Source organism: Acidithiobacillus sp. HP-11, assembly GCF_015100075.1.
GTDB lineage: Bacteria > Pseudomonadota > Gammaproteobacteria > Acidithiobacillales > Acidithiobacillaceae > Acidithiobacillus > Acidithiobacillus thiooxidans.
In genome coordinates this window covers 48,549-59,926 of record NZ_JACKYY010000015.1, presented here as the reverse complement: position 1 = coordinate 59,926, position 11,378 = coordinate 48,549, and the positions used below count along the sequence as shown (strand labels likewise).

Genomic DNA, 11,378 nt, shown 5'->3' with positions numbered 1-11,378 from the left:
AGATTATGCTCGGCTATTTGATCCTTTAGGCTTTGTGCATAAATGGGCTCGTCTATATCCCAGAGGCTGGTGTTACCTGTGCCCCATGCAAAAAAAAGAAAAGCTAACAAGAAGATAGTCAGCGCCCGGAACTTGGAAAAACAATGTCTACTACAACTTGTAGAAAACATCAGACCAGCCAAGAATTGGAACATTTAAGTGGAAAATTAGAAAACAATAGAGCGCCTCAAAGTATCAACCAGACAGAAATCAGTCTAACCCACACGGGATCAGATATGCCACATGCGTGGAGTAATTTGTCAAACGATGCTAGCGTTTAACGGCAATAATATTTAGTTAGTAACGATCACTGCGCATGGATTGCAGGGAACCCTTAATGGATTGCCTCTATCCCTGATTGGGTATGAACTCATTTTTCTGCGCACTCCGCGTGGGTTACGCTTGCCCCGACTGGTAACAGCGCGACCGGAAGCCATTTCCTGCAACACGCTCTGCAACCAGGCAGACCTACCCCGAGGGGGGAAGAGCGCCGACAGCGGGAGGACGGCGATGCAGGACGCGCACCGCATGGATGAAGGACAGATCCTGCGCGGCCTGACCGGTTTGCGCTGCGGCTTCGGTCATCAGATGGCGGATAGCTGCATGGGGTTCAGGTGGTCGGAGGTTCAAATCCTCTCGCCCCGACCAATAAATCAAAGGGTTAGGATGCATCTTCCTGATTTCTTTTTCTACAATCACCGCCTTTTTCTACAATCCTGCTCAGTGGGGTAATCCGCTCCGCTTCTCTGGCTCTGATATATGCCTCAGTCATATCGCCGCTGGCATGGCCGGCCAGGGCTTGCGCGTAGTCTCTTCCAGCGACCCGCTTGGCGTCAGTAAGCGCCTTGGCTCGTATGTCATGAAAGTGAATATCCTCCACGCCAGCTTTGGCCACGATACGTCGCCAGGCACTGTTCCAACCGCTCACACTATAGGGTTGCCCGTCTCGTGTGCAGAAGAAGTAGAGCGACCCTACCCTGCGGCGCAAGCTCTTGGAACGTGAAATCACTTCGTCCAATGCAGGGGCAATGATGAAGGCCATCTTTTTCCCAGTCTTGCCCTGACTGATAAGTAAAGAGTCCCCGTTGATATCCGAAAGTCGAAGCCTCATGATATCGCCGCGCCGCATGGCAGTGAGGTAGGCGATATCAATAATGCACTGCCACTGATTATCTGCATGTGACCTGATAAGGTCGAGCTCCTCGTCAGTGATGTAGCGGTCCCGAGGTTTCTCCTTGTTTCGCCTGACACCTTTGGTTGGATTGTGTTCACACCAGCCCCATCGAATGGCAAAGGAGAATACCGTCGAAAGAAGGGCCATCTCGCGATTGGCTGCAACCGGTGATGGATGCTGATCAAGATATGCGGCGATATCCATACCCCTCACCTCAACGATCTGCATGTGCCCAAACACGGAGCGCAGCCGCGCGGATTGACGGATGTATTCCCTTCTGGTGGACTCTGCGAGCTTGGATAGCTCCGTACCGATATAGCGATCTATGGCCTGTCCCATTGTGGAGCCGGAGGCATTATGTCCTTCCATCTCGGCCCACTTGGCAACAGCCTCAGGATAATTATCTGCGAGCCTGGTCCACTGGCGCTTTCCGGCGACGAGCGTGACGTAATAGTATACCTTGCCTTTCTGGTGCATCCTTGGCGGTAGGTTATGGTGTGACGATCTATGCCGTCCCATGTCGTCGTGTCTCCTGCTTCAGAACATCCAGTCTCGGCCCATTACGTCTGGGCATTGCCCCTGATCCAACGAGATGACGTTCGACCTCTGCCCAAAGTACCACTGGTCGCCCGGTTGCCGCCACTTCATGCCTGTAACCATGGTCACATAGCCATCTGACCTGCCCAGGCTTGGTCTTCAGTCCTGTGAGGCTATATAGATCTTCCGGCGTTAGAAAAGTAGCCATGATTCTAAAATCCAGTCTGCCACGCGGAAGTTCCCGCCGTGATAGCGCGTGACCCGGCGAGAGGGTTCTTTTAGGGGTAGGGCGCCCATGGATCAGCTCCCAAAATGGATTGCCAGCGGGGGCTGTGCCTGACGCCTTGCCGCAGCGTTATCCCAGGCTTCGGAAAGCGCTGGCGTAGCATCTTCCAGAGAGTATCCGAAAGCGATGGCGGCACCAATGGTCGTCTCGAACTCCATGTAAATGCCTGTTACTGAAATTTTCCCTTCGGATTGAACCCCGGTTATGGGCGGCCGGGTGCCGTTGGGCTGGATGAGCGTGCCAAGACGCGAGGCGTCCTTTGCGGTCGAGATCATGATGGCACCTCGTCCCAGAGCAGAACAGAGCACCACCGTGAGGGGGTATCACCACGCGCGGCTATCCCGACGCGGCCTGGCTCCCGAAACAGAAAGGACCCTCTCGGCGCACACAAGAGTATCCGGCAAAGCAGCAACTCAGAACGGCTCCGTTGCTCCGGGTCCTTCCCTGTGGTTATGAACAGGAGGGTGCGCTCCATCAGAGCACCACCTTCCGCACTGTGCCGGCGCGGGAGACCCTGGTCACCAGGTCCACAATGGTTGTGGAGCGATCGAAGAGGAAGGTCAGTACAGCGCCGTCGCGGTAGAGGACAAAGACCTTGGATTGACCTTGCGTAGCAGCCCGCGCATTGTGCGCCGCAACTGCAAATGCCCGCGAATGCGGATGATATGCAATGGATTCTTGCGAGAGTGATGGTGCCATAGCTGACGGTCCCCCATGTCGCCGCGCTGGGTGTGGGCGGCTGATGAGCTAAGTAAAGCTTGCTTCACAATATAAGTCAAGCATGCTTTCCGATGACCGCGTTCTGCCGCGGGGACGGTGATTCTTGATAGAGGGGTTGCCGACGGGGTCTGATTGTATATGCTGATGAGCAGGGTTTGTTATGAGCGCGGTGGGCGCATGGCCATTATATCCAATAAAATCAGAGGGAAATTAAAAGAGAAGCACGGTGTCCGCGAAGAGAAGTAATAGATATCAAGACTCATTTGCATGGTTGGTTTTTCGTCTGGTAAGCTCTTCGATTATTTCTTCATTTTTCCGTTTAGTTTCTTCAAGCTCTCGCATGACTTCATCCTGTTGACTGGACGTCAGGCGGTCGAAGATCCCCAGCATCGCCCGCTGCATAGGCGTTAGTCCCCGTCCGTCAAACGGCAAACCATCCGCGCCAGATTCTATTAACGTTGCCGCGTTAGGTGTCCCTAGCTCCTGGAGCATCGCACCCTCTCCCTGCATTACCCAGTCGGGATTGATGCCCAAATTCTTTCGGAGGGCAGTTAAGGCATCCCATGCCGGCTTTGTTCCACCGTTCTCCCACTGGTGGACAGCGGATTTACTCAATCCGCCCGCATGCTTCCCCAGTTCTGCCTGAGTCAATCCCAGTCGCTTTCTGATTTTCTTGATGCGATCGCCGATGTCGTCCATGTGGTCAAGCATACTGACCGCAAGGGAAAGTGTCCTTGACTAAAATGGTGAAGATTGCTTTACTATTCATCATGAGCACCATCCGAACAAAACAGGACGCGATACGGATCTTCGGCGGCACCATGAAAGCCGTTGGCGATGCGCTTGGGATCAGTCGCCAAGCCGTTTACCAGTGGCCCGAAGAGTTGCCCCAAGACACCTCCGACAGATTGGTCGGTGCGGCAATTCGTCTAAAGCTCTTGCCGCCTGGACTCCCTGACTCCCGGAGACGACGTAATGGTGCCGCCTCTCCCCAGGCCCCAGAGCCTGAAAGGGAATCCGCATGAGCACATACGGTGCCGTCACCCGTGCCGAACTCCGGCCCGACATCTTCGGCCCCTTGGGCGGGATCAGAGACCAGGGGGCCGCATGAACGCATCACCTATCACCACTTCTATGCCAGGAAACGGGGGCACCCGGATTGCGTTTCCAGCCGCGCGATCACTCCTGGCGCCTATTCGCACGGCTGGGAAGGCTGGAAGAGACCATGCCAAGTGATGCACAAAAACTGGATTGTTCAGAGCTTCCGCCCCCACCTGTACCAGCAGACATTGATCTGCGTTCCTATTGCTGGATGAAGCTGGACTTGAGCCGACTTCATTCCAGCGACTTCATCCACCTGGCCAGCAATGAGGAGTTCGGTTCCGCTGTAAAGCTATGGACCGAATCCATGCGGCAAGTACCTGCTGGTAGTCTTCCCAACGATGACAATATCCTGGCGTCCCTCGCTGGATATCGAGGTTCTCCCCGGCGGTGGATGAAAGTCAGGACTATTGCGCTGCATGGTTTCTCCCTTTGCTCCGATGGCCGCCTGTACCATCCCGTGCTTGCCGAAATGGTACTGGATGCCTGGGGCAACAAGACCCAACAGCCGACATCAAGCCCTTCGGACCCACGCGCCAAGGATCGTGAGCGCCTTCGTCGCTGGCGGGCGGCACAGAGGGCCAGGCATGAAAACGCTCAGTCTAACAGAACTGAGGAAGCACACTACTCTACCCAAGCCGGTGAAACGGCTGAAACGTTTCAAGACCGTTTCACCGAAACGTTTCCTGAAACGGCTGAAACGTTTCACAGAAAAGAAAGAGAGGGAGAAAAGAGAGAGAGAAGAAACGTTAATAACGTTTCCGAAACGGCAGGTGAAACGTTTCAGGAAACGACACCACCAGAGCCATCTCAAATGCCGACAGCAACCCGCGAAGGCACGTTGTGCAAGAAACTACGGGGGCTTGGCGTCCGTGCGGCCCCTCACATGGTTGTTGTGCAGGAGATGTGCGCACGCCACTCCGACGAACACATCCTGGCTGCGGCGGAGATCGCTCTGGAGAAAAAAGGCAGCGGCATTCATGTCGGCTACATCGCCGCGATGCTGAAAGATCCTGGGAGATCTTCAGTGAAAGGAGCAAAGAACAAGCAAACAGATGGTCCGCCCAACCGCTCTCTCCTGCCGCCCGTCGCCGTTGCCGAATCTCATTTCATTGCCCTGTAGGAGAGCCACCATGGCAATACCGAAGAAGTCCGAGAATAAACATCAGCCATTAGTCCGCACGGGCGATGCTGCCAGGGATCTCCTTGCCCGATGGGGGTTCGATCCTAATAACGTGGCGATCCTGCCCGACCGGCATCCCCAGTACCGCGAGTGCGCGCGCCATGGCCGCTACCCGATCTCCATGGTGGATGAGCAGGATGTCATCCGCTACATGTCGCCAGTCTGTCCAGTATGCACGGCGGAGCAGGCCTCCCGTCGGCTCATGGAGAGCGCGGCCATCCCAAAGCGCTACGTTGACTGCGGCTTCGACAACTATGTGGTCGATGTCCCGGGTCAGCAGACGGCCCTCAATGTCTGCCGGGACTACGCAGATCATTTCGAGGAGCACACCCGTAAGGGATCCTGTCTCGTCCTCTGCGGGAATCCCGGCACGGGCAAAAACCACCTGGCGTCTGCCATCGCCCACGTGGTGCTGGCCAAAGGGCACAGCGTGCTCCAGGTCACTGCCTACGACATCATTGCCCGGATCCGCCAGACCTGGCAGCGGGGAATTGGCAACAGCACGGAGCTGGAGGTCATCCGCGGGTTTGCGGAAGTGGGCCTGCTCATCATCGACGAGGTCGGGAAAACCTTCGGCAGCGATGGAGAGCGGGTGCATCTCTTCGAGGTCATTGATCACCGATACCGCGACCTGAAGCCGACCCTCATCCTGTCCAACGAGAGCATTGGCGGTGTGGAGAAATACCTGGGTCCGGCCGCCTTCGACCGGCTGTGCCAGAATGGCGGGCTTCTGCTCTTTGACTGGCAGAGCCATCGTCGGGGGAGGGAGTACAAATCCGATACGGCAGCCTGCCTGCGGGGTGAACTATGAACAGAAATCATGAGCAGCAGCTGCAGGTAGATCGTCTCTCAGAAAGCCACCCGATGCTGAACCCGCATCCCGTCCGCTCCGCTTGCGCCCGAAGCGCGACCAGAGACATGGCATCCTACCTGATCGACCTTGGCCCATTCTTTTCAGAGCCAAAGCAGTTCCTGGAAGACCTGCGTGCGAGTGATTTTGCTCCGAAGGGATACGATTGCAGCGCTCAGATTGCCATCCGCCTGATGCGCTGGTCGCAAAGCATCCAGTTGACCCCCCGCCAAAATCACGTGATGAACCAGATCGTCTCTGAAGCCATTCGGCGCGGAGCCGCGATCATCGAATCCAAAATCAGGACGGCTGAATGGTCTATACCAGATCATCGCGACGATCATCACGATCTTGCCGTCACGGCGGCCACCAAGGCATTGCAACACTTTACGGAGAAGCACGACCTGGCAACGGTGCCGCACCCCAATATTGCGACATTCGTTGACGTGCATACCCGGTTTGCCTCCCGTGATGCCATGGAAGATTTTATTTATCGAAAACGGCTTGATGCGGAATCTGTGTTGCCACACGAACCGACGTTCTCAAAAGCATCGCTGGAAAGAGTCATCCGGCAGAGGCGATCGGAACTCAAAAATCTCTCCGGAGAAAAGCGGCAGAAGAAAATGCGGGAGCTGGAAAGAATGGAAGCCACGCTTCATGGAGTGCGAACAGAGGTTCGCCTGGAATATGCGCTGGAAGAAAGGGGAGACCATGAGGCACGAGGCAGTAGCGAGCGACTTTCGCTGGAGGAGCAGGTGTCCATCGCGGTCGGAGGTATTGACCTGGAAGAGGAAGACGACAGTTATGAGATGCCTGCCGACCAGCGGGAGTTCCTTGACCTTCTGATTCAGGTGGGTAACCAGCAAATCGCTGCAAAGCAGCTCATACCTTACCTGGCCGAGGCAAGGGAATACCGCGCCATTCTCGGTCTTCTTCAAGTGCTGAAGAACACCGACGAAATCAGCCTTGAGGCAGCATCGCTGCGTGAACTGCTGGGCAATCGAGGCTTGCCCGATATTCGCAAGCAGGTCCTGCGCGTTGGCAGGGCCGACGGCTGTGAGGTGGTTTCGCTTTTCGACACATGCAAGGCATACCTTCGTGGGGAGAATGGCGAACGTGAGGTGCTGGCTGCACTGCAGGTGGCTTCCATATGAAGGTACATCCGCCATTCCCATGGCTGGGCGGCAAGGGAAAACTCGCCGATGAGATTCTTGCCCGACTTCCCGAGCCGTCGCGGGAACTGACCTATGTTGAACCCTTCTTTGGTGGCGGAGCGGTATTCTTTGCCCGTCGTCCCTCCGGCATTGAGGTCATCAATGATGCAAACGGCGAGATCGTGACCTTCTTTCGTGTGCTCCGTGACCGCACAGACGAACTGATCTGGTACTTGCAGAACACCCCCTACTCGCGCCAACTGTTTTACGAGTGGCGGGCCATTCCGGACCCGGCAAGTCTGCCAGACCTCGAACGCGCTGCGCGGTTTTTCTATATTGCCAGATCCGCGTTCGCCGCCGAATCAACGCGCAAAAATCCAGCGTGGGCCTTTGCCAAGGTTTTTGACAACAAAGCACGGGCCATGGCCGCTATCATTGATTCGGAATTGCGACTGGTTCGGGATCGACTGCGGTACGCACTGATCGAGAATGATGATGCCATTGCGGTTGTCCGGAGATTCGATACCTCTTCCGCCGTCATCTACTGTGACCCGCCTTATCTCCAGGCTACCCGCAGAGACGGGCAATATGCTGATGAGATGAGTGACCAGGATCATGAAAACCTGCTTCGGGTGCTCTCAGCATGTGATGCCTATATCGCGATCTCTGGCTATCCCAGTGATGTATATTCTGATCATTTAGAATCTGGGCAAGGATGGTCCTATGTAGATTTTGCTCATACCTGTCACGCCAACCGGTCAGGGAAGGTTGGAGAAGATATTGATCGTGAGCGGACAGAAAGGATCTGGTTGAATCCGCGCCTTACGGATTGGTACGACCGGCACGCTCCGCGCCAGTGTTCCCTATTGGATCTGTGCGCCGTGTGACCCGCGCCCGATCTATACCGAGCCTGAACAGGACTGATCGCAATGCATCAAGGAGAAAGCCATGGCAGGAGTGAATAAAGTGATTTTGTTGGGCAACGTGGGCCAGGACCCCGAGATGCGCTATACGCCTGCTGGCAAGGCCATCGCGAGTTTCAGTGTGGCCACGTCAGAACGCTACAAGGATAAGGAGGGTAATACACAGGAACGCACGGAGTGGCACCGTGTAACGCTGTTTGGCCGCCAGGCAGAGATTGCCGGTGAGTATCTTCGCAAAGGGAGTCAGGTCTACATTGAGGGCCGGATACAGACCGAAAACTATACCGACAAGGAGGGGGTCGAGCGCTACGCGACCAAGATCATCGGTGATCGCCTCCAGTTGCTGGGCCGCCGTAGTGAGGATGGTGGTGCCAGTGATGGTTACTCCGGTAAATCTCAGGGATCGACTGGCGGGGGCGGTGGGCACCCCGCTCCGATGGATGATCTGGGTGAAGACGAGATTCCATTCGTGACGCAGGCAGACGTTTTGTTCCAGCCGCGCCCCCTGCTGCGGCGTGTACGGTTTTGATGGCGACGGCCAGCTTGCGCAGCCGATGGGCCACGATCCGCCGATTCACTCGGTCCCACCTCACCAAACTTGCCCATTATCCGGCGCGACGCTCCACGGAGCACCAACCCTGATTGCGCAGGTATTGTCACCGTCTGGCAATATTGCGCCATTAGCCGACCTTCGGTGGCGCCATATTGCCAGACGGTGACACGCACCAAGGGAGATTCCCGTGCGGACCGTGGTCCGTCTGGTCCGGGAGCGTACGCCAAGAGTTCATAGCAGCCTAGCAGATTTTTGACGCTGCAGAAGGCTGTCAGCCCAATCAGCCAAGGCATCGATCTCGGCCTTCAGTGCTTCCGGCCTCGGCAGAGGACGGTTCAACGCAGCGGCGGCGCTATGCAGCAACTCGGAACAGCGACCAAATCCGTCCCGCATGGCCTCGCAATCGGGAACAGTGATTGCGGTCAGCTTAACCAAACCAGGCGTCTTCACTTCGTTGGACAGTCGCCGGATGACGTGCCCGACAACTTCTTCAACCGCGATCTCCCACGTATCGCGCAACGTTGCGGCGATGGATTTGACGGACTTTCGCCACTCGTCGTGATTGCCTTGCTCGAAATGGTAGCGTTCACCTGCAAGCTGATTGCTCAGACTTGTGGTGATGTCACTGACCCGACGCGCTTTGAATGGCGGCTCGCTGCGGCAAAAGCCTGCCTTGTCAGCACCTCTGCTGATCGAGCTGATCGCCACCTGTGGCTTGGGCTGAACGTCATCCGCGGCGCGATTCAACTCGAACAGGAATGCCAGGTCATGAGTGAATACGATGACCTGGCGATGAGCGGCCTCAGCAACCAGGCGCTTGGCCACGGCCTCCCTGTGCATGTGGTCGAGCGAGGAAACGGGATCGTCAAAGACGATGCCAGACTTGCTTTCGGTAGTAGCGAGCTCGGCCATGAACGCGGCCAAGGCAACGCAACGATGCTCGCCTTCACTCAAAACCTGTCCCACCGCAGCCATGGGCTTCCGTGTAAGTGCGACTTTGAAACGGGGAATGCCCTGAGCGCTGTTTTGCTGGCGAAGCTCTACGGCAAGCCCAGCAATCTCGAAACTTGCCACCTCACGCGCGAACTGCGTGCGAAGTGCATCTGTCACTAGAGCCTGCGCGATCTCCGTGCTCTTCGTGGTAATGCGATTGGTGGCAGTATCTCGTTGGGCCGCCTCAAGCTTTGCAACTTGCTTCAGCCGTTTGATTTCGGCGAAAACATCGGCTTTGATGCCGACAAGCCATCGACGATTGTCAAGCTCGGCCTTTTCGGCGCGCAAGGCCGCATGAGATGTAGAACCAGCCTCAGCGACAAGGGCGTTCGCTCGAGCCTCAATGTCCGCTATTTGATCGATCAGCGCCTGACGCGGATATTCCGCAACAGGCACGTCAATAGCGGCGCTTGGATTTGCGTGGCGTCGCCTGATCTGGCGATGACGCCACAGGGCACGCAGGACCCCGTCTCTGATCTGTGTCGCCAAGGCATCCTGGCGAAATTCGTCGCGGACTGTCGCCAGAATGTTCGCAAGCTCGGCCAACGAAATAGCCTCACCCTTGAACATTGCCAGCGCCCTATCGTATGTGACGCGCGCAGCCTCGGCACGTTGCTGGCTGTCGTCGCGCACAAAAACCTCGAAGCGGTTGAGGCGATCAGCGGCGACAGGCATCAATTCCTGCTGGCAAAGCACGCATACGCTTCCAGGATTTGTGACGGGGAAGCGCCGTTCGGGATAGGCCTCCGCGTCAGAAAATGCTCGAGCACTGGCCCATAGCGCCTGCCAAACCTCCGACCCGATCTGCGGCAACGCTTCGTCACGGAAAAGCGCATTGGAAGCAGCTTCTGCCGCCCGACGCGCGGCATCGCTATCAAGGGCATGGCGGCGCAGGTTATCGGCGGTATCGTCGCCGATTGAAGCAAAAAGCCGATCCAGGCGCGCAATGTGCCCATCAACCTTGGTCTTAAACGCCGCAAGCTGGCGCGCCGCGCGAGCCGGATCACCAGACAGGTCCGCCGTGAGCTGAGCCAATCGGTCTTGCTCTGCTTGCGTGAGCGTGGCCAATGCTTCGACCGTCGCCGGCGCAGTGTTGGCAGTGAGCCGGGGTATGAGCTTGCCGACTGCTGTTTCCCTGCTGCATGCCGGCGCCCTGATCACTTCGGGCGTTTGCGCCTTTATCTGCGTGATCTCGGCTGCCAGCTTGTCCTTGACCGACTTACAGAGCTGCGCCAGCGCACCAAGCAGTTTGAGCGGAAACGGCGTGTAAGCCACGTCATTTGTATCGTCCACGTGGACGTTCGCGGTACGGGAATCGAAAACGCTGATGCCTGGAAGCGCGGTGTCGTCAACCTGCCCAAGCTGCCAAATGTAAGTGCGGTTCTGACCGCTGATCGCGTATTCGATCGTGGCGCTCGGCGTACCTGGCGCAGGGTCATAGATGTCGGGGGCGATTTCCTCGGCTCGGCCAGACACGCGGGCGCGACAAACCTTCTTGAGAATCCGCGCGTAGCCGGATTTTCCCGATCCGTTGTCGCCATAGATGATTGTCAAACCGACACGGTGCAGCGTCAGCCGTTGGTCAGGAGCCAAGGCATTGACATGCCGGACTCCATGCACCTGCCGCAAATAGACTTCTCCCTGATCGTGGTTCGAACTGCGGAGATGCCCCGCTTCCAGCGGAACCGCTGGGTTGTCACCCTTGCAGATGGAAGCCAGTTCGTCGATCTCGGCCGGCTCCAGGACAGCTTGCGTTGCAAGCCGCCGCAGTGCGTCGCGCTGCCAGCCGGGACAATCAGCAGACCACGCAAGGATATTGGCGAGCGCCTCTGCTTCCGTCGTCATACACCCTTGCCTCTCGGCAA

At 56.9% G+C, this 11,378-nt stretch carries 14 protein-coding genes; 7 read left to right on the top strand and 7 right to left on the bottom strand.

Annotated features, from left to right (window positions below):
• Positions 1 to 507 precede the first annotated feature (507 nt).
• From H7F08_RS06470 to H7F08_RS06445, 6 genes are all read right to left on the bottom strand, one after another.
• Positions 508 to 669 (bottom strand): hypothetical protein, encoded by a 162-nt coding sequence (locus H7F08_RS06470; protein WP_193640136.1) that lies wholly within the window; start codon positions 667 to 669, stop codon positions 508 to 510.
• A 31-nt stretch (positions 670 to 700) separates the two neighbouring features.
• Complete coding sequence (locus tag H7F08_RS06465; protein ID WP_193640135.1) at positions 701 to 1,690, bottom strand: tyrosine-type recombinase/integrase; 990 nt, start codon at positions 1,688 to 1,690, stop codon at positions 701 to 703.
• 28 nt (positions 1,691 to 1,718) lie between these two features.
• Positions 1,719 to 1,958: a DUF4224 domain-containing protein gene (locus H7F08_RS15865; RefSeq protein ID WP_162175899.1), complete on the bottom strand. Its 240-nt coding sequence runs from the start codon at positions 1,956 to 1,958 to the stop codon at positions 1,719 to 1,721.
• A gap of 92 nt (positions 1,959 to 2,050) precedes the next feature.
• Positions 2,051 to 2,311 (bottom strand): hypothetical protein, encoded by a 261-nt coding sequence (locus H7F08_RS06455; protein WP_193640134.1) that lies wholly within the window; start codon positions 2,309 to 2,311, stop codon positions 2,051 to 2,053.
• A 199-nt stretch (positions 2,312 to 2,510) separates the two neighbouring features.
• Positions 2,511 to 2,735 (bottom strand): hypothetical protein, encoded by a 225-nt coding sequence (locus tag H7F08_RS06450; RefSeq protein ID WP_193640139.1) that lies wholly within the window; start codon positions 2,733 to 2,735, stop codon positions 2,511 to 2,513.
• Positions 2,736 to 3,008: 273 nt separating this feature from the next.
• A complete protein-coding gene (locus tag H7F08_RS06445; protein ID WP_227487826.1) occupies positions 3,009 to 3,455 on the bottom strand; it encodes a helix-turn-helix domain-containing protein in 447 nt (148 codons plus the stop codon).
• A gap of 44 nt (positions 3,456 to 3,499) precedes the next feature.
• Here H7F08_RS06445 and H7F08_RS15860 point away from each other — a divergent pair, with 44 nt between their 5' ends.
• The 7 genes from H7F08_RS15860 to H7F08_RS06415 all read left to right on the top strand — a co-directional run bounded on the left by H7F08_RS15860 (position 3,500) and on the right by H7F08_RS06415 (position 8,496).
• The gene (locus H7F08_RS15860) at positions 3,500 to 3,781 is read left to right on the top strand and encodes a Cro/CI family transcriptional regulator (RefSeq protein WP_413541256.1); all 282 of its coding nucleotides are present in this window, start codon (positions 3,500 to 3,502) and stop codon (positions 3,779 to 3,781) included.
• On the top strand, positions 3,778 to 3,867 hold the full coding sequence (locus H7F08_RS15445) for a helix-turn-helix domain-containing protein (protein ID WP_227487825.1): 90 nt from the start codon (positions 3,778 to 3,780) through the stop codon (positions 3,865 to 3,867). Before H7F08_RS15860 ends, H7F08_RS15445 begins: the two co-directional genes overlap by 4 nt.
• A 114-nt stretch (positions 3,868 to 3,981) precedes the next feature.
• Positions 3,982 to 4,980: a YdaU family protein gene (locus H7F08_RS06435; protein WP_227487824.1), complete on the top strand. Its 999-nt coding sequence runs from the start codon at positions 3,982 to 3,984 to the stop codon at positions 4,978 to 4,980.
• Between the two features lie 10 nt (positions 4,981 to 4,990).
• Positions 4,991 to 5,851, top strand: a complete 861-nt coding sequence (locus H7F08_RS06430) for an ATP-binding protein (protein ID WP_227487823.1) — start codon at positions 4,991 to 4,993, stop codon at positions 5,849 to 5,851.
• A complete protein-coding gene (locus H7F08_RS06425) occupies positions 5,848 to 7,044 on the top strand; it encodes a hypothetical protein (RefSeq protein WP_193640130.1) in 1,197 nt (398 codons plus the stop codon). Before H7F08_RS06430 ends, H7F08_RS06425 begins: the two co-directional genes overlap by 4 nt.
• Positions 7,041 to 7,931, top strand: a complete 891-nt coding sequence (locus H7F08_RS06420; protein WP_031572466.1) for a DNA adenine methylase — start codon at positions 7,041 to 7,043, stop codon at positions 7,929 to 7,931. Before H7F08_RS06425 ends, H7F08_RS06420 begins: the two co-directional genes overlap by 4 nt.
• 61 nt (positions 7,932 to 7,992) lie before the next feature.
• Positions 7,993 to 8,496 (top strand): single-stranded DNA-binding protein, encoded by a 504-nt coding sequence (locus H7F08_RS06415; RefSeq protein WP_031572465.1) that lies wholly within the window; start codon positions 7,993 to 7,995, stop codon positions 8,494 to 8,496.
• A 255-nt stretch (positions 8,497 to 8,751) separates the two neighbouring features.
• Here H7F08_RS06415 and H7F08_RS06410 read toward each other — a convergent pair whose 3' ends face one another.
• The gene (locus H7F08_RS06410; RefSeq protein ID WP_193640129.1) at positions 8,752 to 11,358 is read right to left on the bottom strand and encodes an AAA family ATPase; all 2,607 of its coding nucleotides are present in this window, start codon (positions 11,356 to 11,358) and stop codon (positions 8,752 to 8,754) included.
• Positions 11,359 to 11,378: the final 20 nt, after the last annotated feature.